We start from the raw sequence: 16,975 nt of genomic DNA, 5'->3' as shown, positions 1-16,975 counted from the left end.
TCCTCAAAGCTGCCGGAGTCGGGCTTGCCGGCAGCGGTCATCCAAAGCGGACGCGCGAAGTGCTATCGGCCCTCACGGGGGCCGATAGGCAACCCGGGTTCAGCCGCCGCGCCCGGCTCAACGCCGTCACGCAGCCGGTCCAGATAGTCCGCCCATTGCTGCATCATCCGTTTCCGGTCATCGAGAAACCGTGTCCGGTTATAGGCGTATCCCAGAGCATCTGGCACGCGGTGAGCCAGCTGGTGCTCAATAACTTCCGGTGCGAAACGCAGCCCTTCATGCAGGATGGTGCGCGCCATGGCGCGAAATCCATGTCCGGTCTGTTCTTCGCGGGTACTAATTCCGGCACGCTGCAGTGCCCTGTTCAAGGTCGCGTTCGACATGGGCTGCGTTCTGTCGTCTCGCCCGGGAAAAACAAACTCCCCTCGTCCCGTCAAAGGTTGCAGTTCGCGGAGGATGGCAACGGCCTGAGCCGGAAGCGGCACAATATGAGGCAACCGGTTTTTGCTCGTAACGTAACGCCATTCAGCTGCGTCCAGATGTACTTCTTCCCAGCGCATCGTCCGCAGTTCGCCCGGCCGGCAGAACAGATAGGGCAGAAGCCTGAGCGCGCACTTGACGGGAAAGGTGGCGCTGACCGCATCCATCCTGCGCAACAGCGGACCGACGCTTTCGGGTTCGGTGATGGCTGCAAAGTGGCCCGGTCTCGCCGGCGGCAAGGCCCCTTTCAGATGAACGGCCGGATTTTCCTGCGCCTTGCCTGATGCCACCGCATAGCTGAGTACTGCGGAGCAGTTCTGCAACGCCCGATGGGCGGTGTCACGTGCGCCGCGGCCCTCGATTCGCCGCAGGCATTCCAGGATGTCGGGCGCCTTGATGTCCGTAATCGCCTTCTGGCCGAGCCACGGAAACAGGTCCTTCTCCAGGCGAGCCTTGACCTTGACGCGGTGGGACTCGGCCTTATCCGACATCATCCGCGCGTACCAGTCGTTGGCAACGGCTTCGAACGTGCTGGCTGCCTGGAACTGTTTCGCGGCTTCGAGCAGCTGTTTGTTTCCGCTGGGGTCGACGCCTGTTCTCAGCAGCTTGCGCGCGTCGTCCCGTTTTTCTCTTGCATCTTTCAGTCCGACTTCCGGATATTTTCCGAACGCGAGCCGCTTTTCCCTTCCCTCAAACCGGTACTTCCAGCGCCAGAGCTTCGAGCCATTGGGGAACAGCTCGAGATAGAGGCCGCCGGTGTCGTGCATGCGATACGACTTGTCACGCGGCTTCGCGTTTTTGATTGCGACGTCCGTGAGCGGGCGGCGAGCGCTGCGCTCAACTGCGTTTGAATGCTGCACAGGGAAAAGCAGCGTCACGTCGGGCTGGCGAACAACAACGTCATGCAGGGTTTGCATGTGACCATCTCCACAATAAAGCCCTTGGAGATATGTCCTCAATCCACACCCTTGAGCGTGGAGATACTGCCTCAATAGTTTCCTCGAAGCCGCCGGAGCAGGGCTTGCCAGCAGCTGTCGTACATCGACGACGGAACGCAGTATGGCGCGCCGTCAAACACGCCGTCAAGCACTTTTTTGAGCATTAATTGCGCAAATACTCTAGTTTTCGCGCAGTTTGTCCAAATAGTCCGCCCATTCCTGCATCATTTTTCTCCGCTCATCCAGAAACTTGGTCCGGTTGTACGCCGTGCCCAGCGCGTCCGGGACGCTGTGTGCGAGCTGGTGCTCGATGATTTCTGGCCGGATGCCGAGCCGTTCATGCAGGATGGTCCGGGCCATGGCCCTGAAGCCATGCCCGGTCTGCTCGTCGCGGGTACTGATGCCCGCGCGCTTTAGCGCAACATTCACCGTGTTGCTCGACATCGGCTGTTGCTTGTCGTCCCTGCCCGGAAACACATAGTCCCATCGCCCGGTCATGGGTTGCAGTTCACGCAGTATGGCGACGGCCTGCGTCGCAAGTGGAACCAGATGAGGCGTCTGGGTCTTGCCGACGATGTAGCGCCATTCCGCTGTGTCGAGATGGACCTCGTCCCACCGCATCGAACGCAACTCGACAGGGCGGCAAAACAGATACGGCGCCATCCTGAGTGCGCATTTGACGGGAAAGGTCGCGTTCACGTCATCCATCTTGCGCAGCAGCGGGCCGATTTTCTCGGGTTCCGTGACCGCCGCGAAGTGGCCAGGTCTCGCCGGCGGCAGGGCGCCTCTGAGATGTTCGGTGGGGTTGCCATGAGCCTTGCCGATGGCCACTGCGTACCGCAAGACCGCCGAGCAGTTCTGCAGTGCCCGGTGCGCCGTATCGCGTGCACCACGGGCCTCGATGCGCCGCAGGCAGGTCAGTATTTCGGGCGCCGTGATGTCCGCGATAGGCCGCCTGCCGAGCCACGGGAAGATGTCGTTCTCGAGTCGCGCGATGACCTTGTCCTTGTGAGACGGAGCCTTGTCGGCCATCATGCGCTCGAACCATTCACGCGCGACCGCTTCGAAGTTGTTGGCAGCACTAGCGAGCCTCGCCGCCCTGGCGGCCTTCCGGTGCTCGCTCGGGTCGACGTCGTCGGCCAGCAGCTTGCGCGCCTCGTCGCGCTTGGCGCGCGCGTCTTTCAGGGTGACTTCCGGGTACCGTCCGAAAGACAGGCGCTTCTCTTTGCCGTCGTAGCGGTACTTCAGTCGCCACAGTTTCGACCCGGCAGTCGTCAACTCGAGATACAGCCCGCCCCCGTCCCACAGGCGCTGGGTCTTATCGATTGGCTTGGCATTTTTGACAGCGAGGTCAGTGAGTGGCATCTGGGGGCATCCTGAGCTGGGGGCAGCGCACCTATGCCCCTATGCTGCCCCCACTCTGACCGAAATGCCACCCGATGTCGCTGGACGACGTTGGACGTAAAAAAGGCTGGAATCCTTGTGCATCAAGGGTTTCCAGCCTTCACAATACTTATTCAGACTTGAATTTGGTGGAGAGGAGGAGGATCGAACTCCCGACCTTCGCATTGCGAACGCGACGCTCTCCCAGCTGAGCTACCCCCCCAACGAATCAAAATTGTACCACAGCAAAATCGCCGTCAGGCAAGCCTTCAGACGACTTCAATCAACGCTCACTTCTGCGGCGCCCCCGCCAGAATCCAAGACACGACCGTCTTGATATCCGCGTCGTTCATCTTCGGGTGCGAAGGCATCGGAATCGAGCCCCACACCCCCGCGCCGCCGTTCTTCACCTTCTTTTCAAGCATCGTGCTCGCCTGCGGATCGCCCTTGTACTTCTCGGCGACCTGTTGAAACGACGGCCCCACAAGCTTGCGATCGATCGCATGACAACCCATGCACGCGTTGCTGCGCGCGATCGCCATCGCATTCGCGGATGAAACCGTCTGCTCCGCAGCAGACACACCAAAAGACGCGGCAACGATCACCGCGCCGACAATCGAACGCATCATGTTCATTTCACCGTCGAAGCCGGATTGGCATTCCCCGGACGCACATCCGAGTTCTTCACGGGCGCGGGCGATTGCGTATCGAGCGGACGCGACGTCACGCCCGAATCAGGCACCGTGCCAACCGTCGCCTCAGCCGGCGCGCTTGCCGCCGGCGCCACGCTCGTGCCCGACGCGGCCGCCGCTTCCAGCGCTTGCGCCTCTTCAGGCTTGATGTACTGGAACACCTTCACGACCTGCTCGACGCCCGGCACGCGCGCGGCGACATCCGCGCCATGCGCGCCTTCGTCCGGCGTGACGAGCCCCATCAGATAAACGACACTGCGCTCGCACACCACCTTGTAGTCGTTCGCGTGCAAGTCCTTCTCGCCGACCATCGCAGTCTTCACGCGTCCTTCAAGGTAGGAATCGTTCGCGCGCGATGAGTACGAACTCGCGCCCTGCACCGACAGCTCGTTGACGATGCTGCCGACGTTATTGATGTCGCGCACCACCGCCTCGGCCTTCGCCTTCGATGCGTCGTCCGGCACTTCGCCCGTCAGCAACACGCGCCGGTTGAACACGGTCACGTTGACATGCGACGTATCGGGCACGTTCTCGTTGATCCGCGAAAGCGCCTTCACCTGAATCTCGCGATCTTCGGTCTGCGCGCCGAGCGTGCGGCGATCCGTGGCGATCAACGTGCCGCCGGCCGCCGCGCCGACGACCGCGAGCGCGCAGCCCTGCAACGTCAATGCAACTCCCGACAACATGCCCACCATCAGCGTGGCCTGGGCCAGCGTCGCCTTGACGCGTGTCTTGTTCATCAACTCCGTTCCCCCTTTCAGTTTCAGTCGTCGCCGAGCAGCATCGCATCGATGCCGTCGCACAGACAATGAATGGTCAGCAGATGGACTTCCTGGATGCGCGCCGTTCGTTCGGCCGGCACGCAGATATGAATATCGGTTTCGGCGAGCACGTCGGACATCGCGCCGCCGCCCTTGCCCGACAACGCGATCACGATCATCTCGCGCTCGTGCGCTTCCTGAATCGCAGCGAGCACGTTCACCGAGTTGCCCGACGTGCTGATCGCAAGCAACACGTCGCCCGACTGGCCGAGCGCGCGGACCTGGTTCGAGAAGATCTGCTCGAACGCATAGTCGTTGCCGATGGCCGTGAGTATCGAGGTGTCCGTGGTCAGCGCAATCGCCGGCAAGCCCGGACGCTCGCGTTCGAAGCGGCCGATGAGTTGCGCGGCGAAGCGCTGCGCATCGGCAGCCGAGCCGCCATTGCCGCAAACGAGAATCTTGTTGCCGTTCGCGAGCGCGCCAAAAAGCGTATCGACGGCGGCCGCGATCGGAACCGCCAGCGCGTCGAGTGCTTCGAGTTGAAGTGCCGCGCTGTCGCGGAATTGCTGTTGAATGCGTTCGACTGACATCGACTCTCGATCATCGGCCGCGACGTGCGCGGTGTGTGGCTTGAACGCTCAAGGCGTCGGTTGTTGCGCAGTTTACCGCATGCATCATGCGATGAACCGCAGTCACGCCTCGTCGGCGCGAAACGCATCGGGCAGCCAATGGATGCGGCCCGCATCGAATGCGACGACGTCGAAACGGCACGCAGGCAACGCGCCGCGCCATGTCGTCAGGAAATGCTGCGCCGCATGTACGAGGCGCGCGCGCTTCTTCGCATCGACGCTTGCGACGGCATTCGCGTAACGCCTGCTTCTTCTCGCGCGGACTTCGACGAACACGAGCGCGCCGCGTTCATCGAGCATCACGAGATCGATCTCGCCGCCGCGACACGTCACGTTGCGCGCGACAAGACGCATGCGCTGCCGCTGCAGGAACGCGAGCGCGTGCGACTCGAAAGCGTCGCCGAGCGTTTTGGACACGGCTCCTCCGTAAAAGTTGTCGGCGGGCCACCGAATCGCGCATGGCAAAATGACGACCTTTCCTTCGACGCCCGCGCTCATGCTTCAGATCTCCGAACTCGCCGCTGGGCAGCACTATCCGACAGGCGCGCTGTATATCGTCGCAACGCCGATCGGCAACGCGGCGGACATCACCGTGCGCGCGCTCCACGTGCTCGGACTCGCGGATCGCATCGCCGCCGAAGACACGCGCAACACCGCGCAACTGCTCGCGCGCTATGGCATTTCGAAGCCGTCGATCGCCGTGCACGAGCACAACGAGCGCAGCGCCGCCGAACGCGTGATCGAGCATCTCAGGAACGGCGAGCGCATCGCGTGCGTATCCGACGCGGGCACGCCCGGTATCTCCGATCCCGGCGCGCGTCTCGTCGATGCCGTGCGCGAGGCCGGCCTGCCGGTCATCCCGCTGCCGGGCGCGAGCGCGCTCACGACCGCATTGAGCGCGGCGGGCGCGTTCGTCGGCGGCTTCTCGTTCATCGGCTTCCTGCCGACGAAGGCGAAGCAACGTGCGTCGGAGCTGAAGAAACTCGCAAGTCTTCCGATGGCGCTGGTGTTCTACGAGGCGCCGCATCGCATCGTCGAAACCGTGCGCGCGCTCGGCGACGCGTTCGGCGGCGAACGGCAACTGCTGATCGCCCGTGAGCTGACGAAGTTACATGAGAGCCTGCATCGCTGCACCCTGGCCGAAGGGCCAACGTGGCTCGAAGCCGATGCGAATCGTCAACGCGGGGAATTCGTCCTGGTCGTCGAAGGCGCGCCCGAAGCGCACGACGCCGACGACGCCCACGACGCGCTGCTGTCGACGCTGCTGGAAGAGTTGTCGGTGAAAAGCGCGGCGCGCATCGCGGCGACATTGACGGGCGCGTCGCGCAATGCGCTGTATGAACGCGCGCTGAAGCTCGCCAAACGCGACGAGAAATAAAAACGGGCCGTTGCGATAACGGCCCGTCGGGTTCTGCGAAGCTGTCGGCGAGATCAGTTCACGCTGTCGTCGGCCAGCGCCTGAGCCTGCTCTTCGCGCGCCGCACGCGCTTCCTGCTGCGTGAGACCTTCGATCTTCACCTTCTGCGTGCCGGCGCCGCGCATGCCGAGCACCGCCGCCGCTGCATACGACAGATCGATCACGCGTCCGTGCACATAAGGGCCGCGATCGTTGATCTTCACGACGACGGTCTTGTGATTCGCTTCGTTCGTCACGCGCACCCACGACGCGAGCGGCAGCGTGCGATGCGCTGCGGTCATCGCGTTCATGTTGAACTTCTCGCCGCTCGCGGTCTTGCGACCGTGGAACATGCGTCCGTACCACGACGCCTTGCCCTTCTGCTCGAAGTTGCTGGCGTCGGGACCGGTCGTGATCGGCTCGGCGTCGGAAAGCGACTGCGCCGGTTGCGCCGGCTTCTCGGCGGGCAGCGCGGAAAGGTGCGAATCGAAGGCGAGCGGCGCCGTCGAGCGGGCACTGCTCGTGCTGAAGGAGTTTGTGTTCTGAGGATTGGATGCGACATCGCCCGAACCCGGCGCGGCGCAACCCGCCAGCACGCCAACTGCTAGCAGGCTCCCGACATGTCGAATAAATCGAGCATTCATAGACGTGTTTTCAACGATAAAGGAGCGGCCGCGCTGCGCTGGTCGGCGCGCGCAAGGCTGCTCGAGGCTTTGCCGTGCAAAGCAGAACGCCGCTCGCTGAAGCGAACGGTGGACTGTGCTCGGATGCGGCGCACTCGTGCCGCAAACGCCCGGTTATTGTTCACGTCTGGCGCAACCTGTCCCCGGCAGCCTGACCAGACCCCACAAGCCGCCATCGAACGTGGCATCACGTTCGTGCGCTGGTGAAGCCAAGTGAGCGCAGGAACGGCGGCGTAGGCCCCATCCGGCGTGACGGCGGCAAAGGCCATCTGACAGACGCGCGGCGTCTGGCCGGACAAGACGTGTGCACCTACTGGAGGTGCGTGAGTTGCAATTGCGAGGCTTTTGGCCCCCAACAGCGTACTGACAGCGATTGTAAAAACGCACTAGCGTTTTGGCATTCGCCCAATGACGGCATGGTTCGATCCATGCACAAGTAGTGCCATTATACAAAAAAACCGTGGTCCGGCTCATCGGACCCATCGAATTGTCATTGATTTTCGCTATGAGCGTAAGAATTGCCGCTTTTTTGAGCAAAGCCGTCGGGGCGCGCGCTGCCGTCGGACCCGTGGTCGCACCGGTACAATGAACGTTTTTACAGGCCCGCGCGCATCGACGTGAGTCATATGAAAGTCATTCTCGTTCCCGTAACGCCCTTTCAGCAGAACTGTTCGATCGTGATCTGCGAAGCGACCCAGCGCGCCGCCATCGTCGATCCGGGTGGCGACATCGAACGCATCATCGCGGAAGTCGAACGCCAGGGCGTGACCGTCGACAAGATTCTTCTCACGCACGGCCATCTCGATCATTGCGGCGGCGCCAAGGCGCTCGCGGACCATTACGGTATACAAATAGAGGGACCGCATCGCGAAGATGCGTTCTGGATCGATCAGTTGCCCGCGCAGACTCAGCGCTTCGGTTTTTCGAACGCCGAAGCCTTCACGCCGGAACGCTGGCTCGACGACGGCGACGCCGTGCAGTTCGGCAACGAGTCGATGGAAGTCTATTTCTGCCCGGGCCACACGCCGGGTCACGTCGTATTTTTCAGTCGGGAGCACAATCTGGCGTTCGTCGGCGACGTCCTGTTCGCCGGTTCGATCGGCCGGACCGATTTCCCGCGCGGCAATCACGCGGAACTCATCCGCTCGATCCGCGAAAAGCTCTGGCCGCTCGGCGACGATGTCACCTTCGTTCCCGGACACGGCCCGGCATCGACGTTCGGCGAGGAACGGCGCAGCAATCCTTTCGTGCGCGACGGCGCGGCAACGGGTGCGACAGCGTGAACGCAATTCCCGAAATCTACGTCAGCACCGATGTCGAGGCCGATGGCCCGATTCCCGGACCGCATTCGATGCTGAGCTTCGCGTCCGCGGCCTACACCGCGGACAAGCAGCTCATCGGCACCTTCTCCGCGAATCTCGAAACGCTCGAAGGCGCGACGCCGCATCCGGTTCAGGCGGCTTGGTGGAAGACGCAGCCCGACGCGTGGGCCGCATGCCGCAAGGATCTGCAGAAGCCGGAAATCGCCTTGCCGGCCTATGTCGAATGGGTGGAAGCGCTGCCCGGCAAGCCCGTGTTCGTCGCGTATCCGGCGGGCTTCGACTTCACGCATATGTTCTGGTACATGATGCGCTTTGCCGAGCGCTGCCCGTTTTCGTGGTCGGCGCTCGACATCAAGACGCTCGCCTTTGCGATGACCGGCCTGCCGTATCGCAAGGCCATCAAGCCGCGTCTGCCGAAACACTGGTTCGACGAGCTGCCGCATACGCACGTCGCGCTGGACGATGCTATCGAGCAAGGCGCACTCTTTTGCAACATGCTGGCCGACCTGCGGATCTCGCAGGAGAAGCTGGCCAGGCTTGCGAAGGAATCCGGCGACGACACTGAAGGTAAAACCGCGCCCTGAGGCGGGGGAGTTAGGGAAACTCCCTCAGTGCGGGCGCGTTTGCATTGCGTTTCTTTTTCGACGCCTCTACTATGAGAGTCAAATCGCGACCGAACGGAGGCGCAGTTGACTCTCGATACATTCTCACAAAAAATCTTGCGTCTCCTGCAGCTGGACGCACGCCGCTCCGTTCAGGAAATCTCCGACCAGGTCGGCTTGTCGAGCACGCCGTGCTGGCGTCGCATCAAGGACATGGAGCAATCGGGCGTCATTCAGCGCTATACCGCGCTGCTCGATCGCGAAAAGCTCGGTCTGCATGTCTGCGCGCTCGCGCATATTCATTTGACACGGCATACGGAAGGCGGCGTCGAGCAATTCGAACGCGAAATCGCCACTTGCCCGGAAGTCACCGAGTGCTATAGCACGACCGGCGAATCCGATTACATCCTCAAGATCGTCGCGCCCGATATCAAGGCTTACGACGCCTTTCTCCACGATCGCATCTTCAAGATTCCTGCCGTCGCTCAGGTGCGAACGAGCGTTGTGCTCCGAGAGATCAAGTTCGACACGCAATTGCCGCTCTGACGGATTGCGTTTAGCGCCGCGTTTCTAATGCGCGCTTGGACCGTTGGTTCCAGCGCGCGGAATCGGTGCGTCCGTTGGAAGAGCCTTGTAATGCAATGGGCGAACGCGCATCCAATTCCCTTTCAGCCAGTCGATAAAAATCAAACTACCCAGCACGCCCGGCCTGATACGGGCGAAATATCCTGATGGTTGGCGATCCAGGTTCGCTCGCGAGCCAGCATTGCGACGCGAACCGTGAACAGCAATCCGCCGAGGAAATTAATGCCGAAATTCGACGGCAGAACCACGATGATCCGAGTTGCCGAAAGTCCGCTATCTGGCGCAATATTCCTTCAGGAGACGTCCCGGTTTTTCGGCCTGCGCGCTGTTGACGCAAGCGCGGTGTAATGTGTCTCCGGTCTTCGAACTTCGGCAAATGACGAAACACCGTTCATCTGATCGCACAAATGAAAAAGCCGCGTCACGTAACGCGGCTCTTCGAATGCATCGATTGATGCTTTGCAATTACTTGCCGATCAGAAAATTATCCCGATCCTGCCCGGCGATCCACTTCGGCGGCTTGCCGCGACCCGACCACGTGCTGCCACTTTCGGGATCGCGATATTTCGGCGCCACGCCCGAGCGGCTGCGCGCGGCCTTCGCGCCTTTTGCGCCACGGCCGCCAGCCAGTTCCTGAAGCGTGATGCCATAATCCGACATTTTCTGCTTGATCTCATTAAGCACTTCCGCGTATTCGCGCGACTTCGCTTCTTCAATCTGACGTTCGAGAGACTCGCGTTGTGCGAGGAGTTCCTTGTATGAAGGCATGGCAATTCCCTAAGTGGTTTGCTGACTTGCGAATCGGCGCGCTCGCTTTCAGTTATCAGTATAGCCTCGGACTGGCACGCAGATTAACACAGTTCCCAATAACGCGGCATGTGCGAATCGCCACTTATTAAAAGTTTAGCAATTTTCTTCGTAACAATTGCCGAAAGCTCAGAAGGTTCGCTTGTTCGCTCTTCGGACTTAAAAAGCTCTGCCAGTCGCGACGACGACTCGACGATGGCATCGGATGAAAACAAAGACAAACGAGTCAGTCGCAAAGTTTCATGAGATGGTAACTTGCCACGAAAAAGCCGCTCTGCAGCGCGTTCCATGCGGTTGAAATCGGGTCGCAACGTCTCGGATTTATCTCGTTCAAATATTACGTTGACGCTCAAAACAATCGATAACCGCGGCCTTCAAATCCTCGTTCGTCAGTTTCGGGTAATCGAATGTAAAACGATTGCGGATGTCGGCGAGCAGCAAATCGCAGCCGTACCGGTCTATCCCCAATAATCCGAGATTCTCCGGACGGCCGCTGTAAGCATCGAAATATTTGCATAACGACGATTCGTCGTCCGCCGAAAGCGGCGGCAGCGAATCCAGTTCTTCTCCGCCGAGCCATCCCATCGCGCCGAATCCGCCTATATAACGCATGCGCTCGAGCGACATCACCCAGAAGGAAAAATCGCCGAGTTTCAGATAGCGTGCCGCATCCGGGTGATACCGCAAATAGCGCCGCGCGAGCTCTTCGCAATCTTCGGGCGCGGCGGGCGCGAAACTGCCGAGCATCGTCAGGCGCTGGCCTTCCAGCACGCCGCCATCCGCCGCGTGGGAAACCAGAAACCCCGCGCGCGCATCGGCCTGAAGATTGCGCGTGTGCTCGGCGAGATGGCTGATGAGCACCATCGGCACATGGCGCTCGGTCGGCGCGAACGGCAGCGCCGTCGGATAGGGAAAGCCGCGCGGCTCGCGGGTAAGCGTGGCGAGCGTGCCTTCGGAGACGCGATGCAGCAGATGCAGCGGCGCTTGCGACGGGATGTTCATCCGGGCCTCGTGCGTGGGTGAATGGTCGGACGATGGTAATGCAGCAGGTCCGAGCGTGTCGCCTGGCCGTTCGATAGAATCGAAAGCCTTCGCGTTCGATGGCAACATGTCCGGTTGTCATCGCATCCCGCGCAACTTCAAAGAACGATTTCATTCGTGTCCGATTCGACCACTGCCTCCGCCGCCTGCGAATCCAATCCGACGCTCGCGCTACATCGCACTCTTCCGCATGCCACACGCGTACGCGCGCGCTACGCGACGATGGCCGTCTTCTTCATCGCGGGCATGATGTACGCCTCCTGGGGCGTGCACGTTCCCACCGTGCGCGACAAGTTCGCACTCAGTCCCGGCATGCTCTCGTTCGCGTTGCTGGCGGTCGCGGGCGGCTCGATCTTCGCGATGCTCACCGCCGGATCGTGGATCGCGCGCGCCGGCACGCGCACCGCGTGCATGGCGGGCGGCATCACGATGATGATCTGCGGCTCGCTGATCCTCGTGACGCCTTCTTACTGGATGCTGCTCGTCGTGCTCGCGATTTTCGGCTTCGGCATGGCGACGCTCGATGTCGCGATGAACGCCGAGGCCAGCGCGGTCGAGCAGGCTCTGGCGCAGCCGATCATGTCGTCGCTGCATGGCATGTTCAGCATCGGCGGGATGGCGGGCGCGGCCGCGGGCGGCGCACTGCTCGCGCACGGACTCGCGCCGGCGGCGCATCTCGCGCTCGCTTCCGGTGTGAGCCTGCTCGTACTGCTCGTATCGATGCCCGCCGTGCTGCCGCACGTTCCGCATCACGACGAGCACGCGAAGGCGTCGTCATCGAATCGCTGGCGCTCGGGCGCGCTGTGGGCGCTCGGCGGCCTCGCGCTCGTCGCGCTGATCGCGGAAGGCGCGATGTACGACTGGGCCACTGTATATATGCGCGATGTCGTCGAAGCCACGCCGTCGGTGTCGAGCGCCGCTTACGCCGCGTTCTCGGGCGGCATGGCGGCCGGCCGCTTCGGCGGCGACGCGGTGCGCGCGCGTTTCGGCGCGCCGCAACTGATCTTCGGCAGCGCGGGGCTTGCGTTCATCGGCATGGTGATGGCGCTCTTGCTGCCGAACACCATCGTCACGATGACCGGCTTCACGCTGATGGGCTTGGGCCTCGCGAACATGATGCCGGTGCTGTTCGCAGCAGCGGCGCGCGTCGAGGGCGTGACGCCCGCGGAAGGGCTCGCGCAGGTCGCGGGCCTCGCGTATTTCGGGCTGCTGCTCGGGCCGGTGTTGATCGGCGGCGTTGCACAGATCAGCAATCTGCCGATCGGGCTGTGCGTCGTCGCGGCGTGCTGCTTCGTCATCACGCTCATCGGACCGCGCATTCTCAGGCGCTGGAAGATATGAAAAAGCGCGCGGTCCTTTCGGAACCGCGCGCTTCTCTGGACTTCGAGAAGTCCGAAGGAAATTACATCTTCACGACGTCGAGCAGCGTCTTCTTGCCGCCCTTGTAGTTGTACAGCGAGATCACGCCGTGCTTCAGATCGCCCTTCGAATCGAAGGTCGTCTCGCCGATCACGCCCTTGTAGTCCGTGTTCGGCATCGCGGCGACGATCTTCGCCGGATCGGTCGAGTTGGCGCGCTTCATCGCGTCGACGATGATGTACACCGCGTCATACGTGAACGGCGCGTAGATCTGGATCGGCTGGCCGAAGCGCTTCTGGAACTTCTCCGCGAACTGCTTGCCGCCGTCCATCTTCTCGAGCGCCATGCCCGCTTCCGAGCACACGACGTTGTCGGTCGCATCGCCTGCGAGATCCGACAGCTTCTCCGTACAGACGCCGTCGCCCGCGAGAACCTTGGCGCGCAGGCCGAGCTGCTTGGCTTGCTTGGCGAACGGGCCGCCGGTTGCGTCCATGCCGCCGTACATCACGGCGTCGGGGTTCTCACCCTTGATCTTCGTCAGAATCGCGCGGAAGTCGACGGCCTTGTCGTTGGTCGCGTCGTGCGAGATCACCTTCAGGCCGAGCGACTTGGCGGTCTTTTCGAACTCGTTCGCGAGACCCTGGCCGTATGCCGTCGAGTCGTCCACCACGGCGACGCTCTTCACCTTCAGGTTCTTCGCGGCGTAGTTGGCGAGCGCCGGACCTTGCTGCGCATCGGTCGCGACGACGCGGTACGTCGTCTTGAAGCCTTGCTGCGTGTAGGTCGGGTTCGTCGCCGACGGGGAAATCTGCACGATGCCCGCGTCGCTATAAATCTTCGACGCCGGGATCGACGTGCCGGAGTTCAGGTGACCGACGACGCCCACGACCTTGTCGTCGACCAGCTTCTGCGCGACTTGCGTCGCCGTGCGCGGGTCGGCCGCGTCGTCTTGCGCGTCGAGTTCGAGCGTGACCTTCTGGCCGTTGATCGTCAGGCCCTTGGCGTTGATCTCTTCGACTGCGAGCCGCGCGCCGTTTTCGTTATCCTTGCCCAGGTGAGCAATGCCGCCGGTCAGCGGAGCGACGTGACCGATCTTGACGACCTGGTCGGCTGCTGCGGACGTTGCCAACGTCGCGAAGAGCACGGCTGCGGCGCTGATCGGCAACAGTTTGTGAAGCTTGGTGTTCATGTAAGTCTCCAGTTTCGGTCCCAAAAACAACGTAATCGCCCTGTGCCCCGTCTTTCATCACGATCGCTCAGTCCCGTGGACGACCACGCCGGATGCATCGTCATGCACTTGGCAAGTCCTTCCGGCAGGCCGTTCGTGGCAGCCGCCATCCGCACTGCGCGCAAGTGTAGGGTTGTCAAATTAATTTAGGGAAGTTTTTTAAGATAGTGGTGTCACTACCAATTAACGGCCAGTTGTGATGCGCCGCCGTTTGTGGTGGCGTTCGCGTGAAGAAGCCCTGTGCATGCGGGTTTGCGCGACATCGGCGCGCAAAGGTTTGGCCGTCATTCGAGTCTGGCAGACGCGCGCCGATAATCCCTGCCCATCGGCACCATTAGCCTGTTTTTTAATGACTGTTTTTAGCTGGCGTTTAGATCGGCGCCTCTAAAAACCGGCTGCGCGTCAAAGCGCGTGCCAGAGGGCCCGCGGGCGTTCAGGGCGACTGAAAGGGAAAGCTGGCAAACTCACACGCCTGCATTCCCACACACAAGGAGTTTGACGTGACCGTTTCCACGACTTCACGCTGGATCGACATTCCGGCCGATGGCGGCAGCTTCCAAGGCTATCTCGCGCTGCCGAAGACGGGCACCGGACCCGCCGTGATCATCCTGCAGGAGATCTTCGGCGTGAACGGCCACATTCGCAGCGTCGCGGATCAATACGCCGCCGATGGCTACGTCGCCCTCGCACCCGATGTTTTCTGGCGCACGCAGCCGCGCGTCGAGCTGGGTTACGAAGGCGCGGATCGCGAAAAGGCGATGGAACTGCTGCAAAAGACCAAGCTCGATGCCGCTGTCGCGGACGTCGGCGCGGCTGCGAAAGCGCTGCGCGCGCTGCCCGAAGTGACGGGCAAGATCGCGGCGATCGGCTATTGCTTCGGCGGCCGGCTCGCGTATCTCGCGGCGGCCGAGGGTTCGGTGGATACGGCGGTGGCCTATTACGGCGGCGGCATTCAGAACGCGCTCGACAAGGCCGATCAGGTCAAGGTGCCGATGCAGTTCCATTACGGCGAACTCGACGCGCACATTCCCGCCGATGCCGTCGATGCCGTCCGTCAGAAGTTCGCGGGCCGCGAGGATTCGGAACTGTATGTCTACGCGCAAGCCGACCACGGCTTCAACTGCGGCGATCGCGCGTCGTATAACGGGAAGGCGTCGGCGCTCGCGCACGGACGCACGCTGACCTTCCTCGGCGCTCATCTGTAATAGAAGCACCTTTCGCAAGCGCGCCCTGAACGGCGCGCTTGCTATATCAGCGCGGGCAATCCTTCGACGAGCAGAAAGGCGGCGAGCACACCGAGCAATGCGCCGAACACGCGCAGTACGTTGTTTCTCAGATGCGTCGCGCAGGGAATGGCCCCGAGGAACAGCGCGCCAGCGAGCGCCATCGGGATGATCAGAATGAAGTCGCCGATCGTGAAATACGTCGTCATGGTGCGTCTCCCATCGTCCTGCTTCTGGCTTTATCGTCGCGTGTGAAAAGCTGCATCGACGATTCGAGTATAGGCCGCGCCAACGAAGGCGTTAGCCCAACTTCGTGCGACGGCAAACCACGAAAACGTACGAAAGCCTTGCGCGACAAGGACTTGCAGGCACCTATTTTTAAGCGGACGCGGAAAAACCCTTAGCTTCGGCTTATTTCAATCGGCTTTCGATTGTTCAGACGACAGCGTGCTCGCGCCGGTTCAGATGCACCGCGCCCGCAATCCCGACGAGCAGCAGCGCGCCGATCAGCCCGGCGACGCCCTTCCATCCGAACGCGGTCCAGAAGTGCCCTCCGTACGATCCGATCAGACTCGACCCGATGTAATACGCGAGCAGATAGAGCGCGGCCGCCTGGCCTTTCGCTTGCATCGCGAGCCGTCCGACCCAGCCGCTCGCGACCGAGTGCCCTGCGAAAAAGCCGAACGTCAGGCACGCGATACCCGCAATGATCACCGGCAGCGCGTTCGACAAGGTCAACGCGATGCCGAGCATCATCAGCACCAGGCTTGCGATCAGCACGCGGCCGCGCCCGAAGACATCGGCCATCTTGCCGGACCACGGCGACGCGACCACGCCCGTCAAATACACGGTGAAGATCGCGCCGATCTGCGTCTGATTCAGGTCGAACGGCGCGCCCAGCAACCGATATCCGACGTAGTTGTAAAGCGTGACGAAACTGCCCATCAGCACGAAGCCGATGAGAAACAGAAACGGCAAACCGCGATGCCGCAGATGCCCGCCGAGCGAGCGCCGATGATGCGCGAACCCGACGCCGCGCCGCGGCTTGAAGCGTCGCGACGGCGGCAGCAGCGAGCGGAACGCGAGCGTGGCGAGCAGACCCAGCAGCCCGATTCCGCCGATAGCGACGCGCCAACCGAAAAGATCCGCGAGGATGCCGCTGATCACGCGCCCGGCCATGCCGCCGATGGCCGTCCCGCCGACGTAGAGTCCCATCGCGAGACCGAGGCCTTCGGGATGCACTTCCTCCGCGAGATACGCCATCGCGACCGCGGGCACGCCGCCGAGCGCGAAGCCTTCGAGCGCGCGCACGACGAGCAGCGCGTGCCAGTCCGGCAGCACGGCGGCGATCACCGTCAGCACCGACGACGCGAGCAGCGAAAGCGTCATCAGCCGATGACGGCTCCAGCTTTCCGAGACGAATCCCGCGATGAAGATGGCGATCGCCAACGCCGCCGTGCTCACCGACACCGCGAGCGCGCTGACCGCCGGACTGACGCCGAACGCCTTCGTGAACTCGGGAAGCAACGGCTGCACGCAGTAGAGCAGCGAGAAAGTCGCATAACCGGCGAACAGCAACGCGAGCGAAGCACGCCAATAGGCGCGCGAGCCGCGTTCGAGATACCGAGCGGCATCGGCGGCCCGGTTTGCGTTAGCATCCACGAATGAAGTCTCTGCTGAAAAAACTCTCGACGATACGCCGATCCTCAGGGTTTTGCCTGATAAGCAAGCCGCGATCCGGCCACGTAGCCCATTAATTGCTGCTATTCGTCTGCGATCGGCAACATAACGAAGCGAATGGCGTCGCGCCGACGCGCCGCCATGCGCTAAAGTTAGAGCACAATCG

19 protein-coding genes and 1 tRNA gene are annotated in these 16,975 nt (G+C 62.1%); 7 read left to right on the top strand and 13 right to left on the bottom strand.

All coding sequences use genetic code 11. From position 1 onward, the window contains the following. Positions 1-62: 62 nt before the first annotated feature. The 7 genes from NCS02_RS00395 to NCS02_RS00365 form a co-directional block, all read right to left on the bottom strand. Positions 63-1,397, bottom strand: a complete 1,335-nt coding sequence (locus tag NCS02_RS00395) for a tyrosine-type recombinase/integrase (protein ID WP_284504221.1) — start codon at positions 1,395-1,397, stop codon at positions 63-65. A 201-nt stretch (positions 1,398-1,598) separates the two neighbouring features. Next, positions 1,599-2,783, bottom strand: a complete 1,185-nt coding sequence (locus NCS02_RS00390) for a tyrosine-type recombinase/integrase (RefSeq protein WP_250522798.1) — start codon at positions 2,781-2,783, stop codon at positions 1,599-1,601. Between the two features lie 165 nt (positions 2,784-2,948). Continuing rightward, positions 2,949-3,024: transfer RNA gene (locus tag NCS02_RS00385), tRNA-Ala, on the bottom strand. Between the two features lie 67 nt (positions 3,025-3,091). Then, complete coding sequence (locus tag NCS02_RS00380; protein ID WP_250522797.1) at positions 3,092-3,436, bottom strand: c-type cytochrome; 345 nt, start codon at positions 3,434-3,436, stop codon at positions 3,092-3,094. Next, a complete protein-coding gene (locus tag NCS02_RS00375; RefSeq protein ID WP_008352287.1) occupies positions 3,433-4,233 on the bottom strand; it encodes a BON domain-containing protein in 801 nt (266 codons plus the stop codon). Before NCS02_RS00375 ends, NCS02_RS00380 begins: the two co-directional genes overlap by 4 nt. A 23-nt stretch (positions 4,234-4,256) precedes the next feature. After that, positions 4,257-4,844: a phosphoheptose isomerase gene (locus tag NCS02_RS00370; protein WP_175979691.1), complete on the bottom strand. Its 588-nt coding sequence runs from the start codon at positions 4,842-4,844 to the stop codon at positions 4,257-4,259. A gap of 102 nt (positions 4,845-4,946) precedes the next feature. Beyond that, the gene (locus tag NCS02_RS00365) at positions 4,947-5,381 is read right to left on the bottom strand and encodes a YraN family protein (protein ID WP_250438621.1); all 435 of its coding nucleotides are present in this window, start codon (positions 5,379-5,381) and stop codon (positions 4,947-4,949) included. On the opposite strand from NCS02_RS00365, the gene rsmI reads away from it, so the two are divergent. Beyond that, positions 5,380-6,261, top strand: coding sequence for a 16S rRNA (cytidine(1402)-2'-O)-methyltransferase (rsmI, locus tag NCS02_RS00360; protein WP_175979689.1), 882 nt, complete (start codon positions 5,380-5,382; stop codon positions 6,259-6,261). The two genes, NCS02_RS00365 and rsmI, sit on opposite strands and share 2 nt — an antisense overlap. Positions 6,262-6,314: 53 nt before the next feature. On the opposite strand, the gene NCS02_RS00355 is transcribed toward rsmI, so the two are convergent. Continuing rightward, positions 6,315-6,923: a septal ring lytic transglycosylase RlpA family protein gene (locus tag NCS02_RS00355; RefSeq protein WP_033536464.1), complete on the bottom strand. Its 609-nt coding sequence runs from the start codon at positions 6,921-6,923 to the stop codon at positions 6,315-6,317. On the opposite strand from NCS02_RS00355, the gene NCS02_RS00350 reads away from it, so the two are divergent. The 4 genes from NCS02_RS00350 to NCS02_RS00335 all read left to right on the top strand — a co-directional run bounded on the left by NCS02_RS00350 (position 6,900) and on the right by NCS02_RS00335 (position 9,432). Then, entirely contained in the window at positions 6,900-7,169 is a 270-nt protein-coding gene (locus tag NCS02_RS00350; protein WP_250478973.1) for a hypothetical protein, read from the top strand. The two genes, NCS02_RS00355 and NCS02_RS00350, sit on opposite strands and share 24 nt — an antisense overlap. A 419-nt stretch (positions 7,170-7,588) precedes the next feature. Beyond that, positions 7,589-8,245 carry an MBL fold metallo-hydrolase gene (locus tag NCS02_RS00345; protein WP_250435385.1) on the top strand — a complete coding sequence of 219 codons (657 nt, stop codon included), beginning with the start codon at positions 7,589-7,591 and terminating at the stop codon, positions 8,243-8,245. After that, positions 8,242-8,868 carry a 3'-5' exonuclease family protein gene (locus NCS02_RS00340; RefSeq protein ID WP_175979687.1) on the top strand — a complete coding sequence of 209 codons (627 nt, stop codon included), beginning with the start codon at positions 8,242-8,244 and terminating at the stop codon, positions 8,866-8,868. The genes NCS02_RS00345 and NCS02_RS00340 overlap by 4 nt, the downstream gene beginning before the upstream one ends. Before the next feature lie 105 nt (positions 8,869-8,973). Further along, positions 8,974-9,432 carry an Lrp/AsnC family transcriptional regulator gene (locus tag NCS02_RS00335; protein WP_008352298.1) on the top strand — a complete coding sequence of 153 codons (459 nt, stop codon included), beginning with the start codon at positions 8,974-8,976 and terminating at the stop codon, positions 9,430-9,432. Between the two features lie 504 nt (positions 9,433-9,936). Here the strand turns inward: NCS02_RS00335 and NCS02_RS00330 are convergent. Together NCS02_RS00330 and NCS02_RS00325 are read right to left on the bottom strand one after the other, a co-directional pair. Then, complete coding sequence (locus NCS02_RS00330) at positions 9,937-10,239, bottom strand: H-NS histone family protein (RefSeq protein WP_008352299.1); 303 nt, start codon at positions 10,237-10,239, stop codon at positions 9,937-9,939. A 369-nt stretch (positions 10,240-10,608) separates the two neighbouring features. Next, positions 10,609-11,280, bottom strand: coding sequence for a HugZ family pyridoxamine 5'-phosphate oxidase (locus NCS02_RS00325; RefSeq protein ID WP_175979686.1), 672 nt, complete (start codon positions 11,278-11,280; stop codon positions 10,609-10,611). 156 nt (positions 11,281-11,436) lie between these two features. Between NCS02_RS00325 and NCS02_RS00320 the strand changes: the two genes are divergently transcribed. Continuing rightward, positions 11,437-12,660 carry an MFS transporter gene (locus tag NCS02_RS00320; protein WP_033536476.1) on the top strand — a complete coding sequence of 408 codons (1,224 nt, stop codon included), beginning with the start codon at positions 11,437-11,439 and terminating at the stop codon, positions 12,658-12,660. A 61-nt stretch (positions 12,661-12,721) separates the two neighbouring features. On the opposite strand, the gene NCS02_RS00315 is transcribed toward NCS02_RS00320, so the two are convergent. Continuing rightward, on the bottom strand, positions 12,722-13,867 hold the full coding sequence (locus NCS02_RS00315; protein ID WP_008352302.1) for a branched-chain amino acid ABC transporter substrate-binding protein: 1,146 nt from the start codon (positions 13,865-13,867) through the stop codon (positions 12,722-12,724). 539 nt (positions 13,868-14,406) lie between these two features. Between NCS02_RS00315 and NCS02_RS00310 the strand changes: the two genes are divergently transcribed. Then, a complete protein-coding gene (locus NCS02_RS00310; RefSeq protein ID WP_008352303.1) occupies positions 14,407-15,111 on the top strand; it encodes a dienelactone hydrolase family protein in 705 nt (234 codons plus the stop codon). A gap of 41 nt (positions 15,112-15,152) precedes the next feature. On the opposite strand, the gene NCS02_RS00305 is transcribed toward NCS02_RS00310, so the two are convergent. Further along, positions 15,153-15,338 (bottom strand): hypothetical protein, encoded by a 186-nt coding sequence (locus tag NCS02_RS00305; protein ID WP_008352305.1) that lies wholly within the window; start codon positions 15,336-15,338, stop codon positions 15,153-15,155. A 226-nt stretch (positions 15,339-15,564) separates the two neighbouring features. Next, positions 15,565-16,791 (bottom strand): MFS transporter, encoded by a 1,227-nt coding sequence (locus NCS02_RS00300; RefSeq protein ID WP_250522796.1) that lies wholly within the window; start codon positions 16,789-16,791, stop codon positions 15,565-15,567. Positions 16,792-16,975: the final 184 nt, after the last annotated feature.

This window comes from Caballeronia sp. NCF2 (assembly GCF_023631205.1).
Taxonomy (GTDB): Bacteria; Pseudomonadota; Gammaproteobacteria; order Burkholderiales; family Burkholderiaceae; genus Caballeronia; species Caballeronia zhejiangensis.
The sequence above is the reverse complement of the archived record's forward strand: the minus strand, read 5'-3'. Positions and strand labels throughout refer to the sequence as shown.

Excerpts from the sequence above, each read along its gene's own strand:
- rsmI (WP_175979689.1), top strand. The coding sequence starts at position 5,380 with ATGCTTCAGATCTCCGAACTCGCCGCTGGGCAGCACTATCCGACAGGC.
- NCS02_RS00315 (WP_008352302.1), bottom strand. The coding sequence starts at position 13,867 with ATGAACACCAAGCTTCACAAACTGTTGCCGATCAGCGCCGCAGCCGTG.
- NCS02_RS00390 (WP_250522798.1), bottom strand. The coding sequence starts at position 2,783 with ATGCCACTCACTGACCTCGCTGTCAAAAATGCCAAGCCAATCGATAAG.
- NCS02_RS00370 (WP_175979691.1), bottom strand. The coding sequence starts at position 4,844 with ATGTCAGTCGAACGCATTCAACAGCAATTCCGCGACAGCGCGGCACTT.
- NCS02_RS00365 (WP_250438621.1), bottom strand. The coding sequence starts at position 5,381 with ATGAGCGCGGGCGTCGAAGGAAAGGTCGTCATTTTGCCATGCGCGATT.
- NCS02_RS00330 (WP_008352299.1), bottom strand. The coding sequence starts at position 10,239 with ATGCCTTCATACAAGGAACTCCTCGCACAACGCGAGTCTCTCGAACGT.
- NCS02_RS00395 (WP_284504221.1), bottom strand. The coding sequence starts at position 1,397 with ATGCAAACCCTGCATGACGTTGTTGTTCGCCAGCCCGACGTGACGCTG.
- NCS02_RS00380 (WP_250522797.1), bottom strand. The coding sequence starts at position 3,436 with ATGAACATGATGCGTTCGATTGTCGGCGCGGTGATCGTTGCCGCGTCT.
- NCS02_RS00325 (WP_175979686.1), bottom strand. The coding sequence starts at position 11,280 with ATGAACATCCCGTCGCAAGCGCCGCTGCATCTGCTGCATCGCGTCTCC.
- NCS02_RS00345 (WP_250435385.1), top strand. The coding sequence starts at position 7,589 with ATGAAAGTCATTCTCGTTCCCGTAACGCCCTTTCAGCAGAACTGTTCG.
- NCS02_RS00355 (WP_033536464.1), bottom strand. The coding sequence starts at position 6,923 with ATGAATGCTCGATTTATTCGACATGTCGGGAGCCTGCTAGCAGTTGGC.
- NCS02_RS00305 (WP_008352305.1), bottom strand. The coding sequence starts at position 15,338 with ATGACGACGTATTTCACGATCGGCGACTTCATTCTGATCATCCCGATG.
- NCS02_RS00375 (WP_008352287.1), bottom strand. The coding sequence starts at position 4,233 with ATGAACAAGACACGCGTCAAGGCGACGCTGGCCCAGGCCACGCTGATG.
- NCS02_RS00350 (WP_250478973.1), top strand. The coding sequence starts at position 6,900 with ATGTCGAATAAATCGAGCATTCATAGACGTGTTTTCAACGATAAAGGA.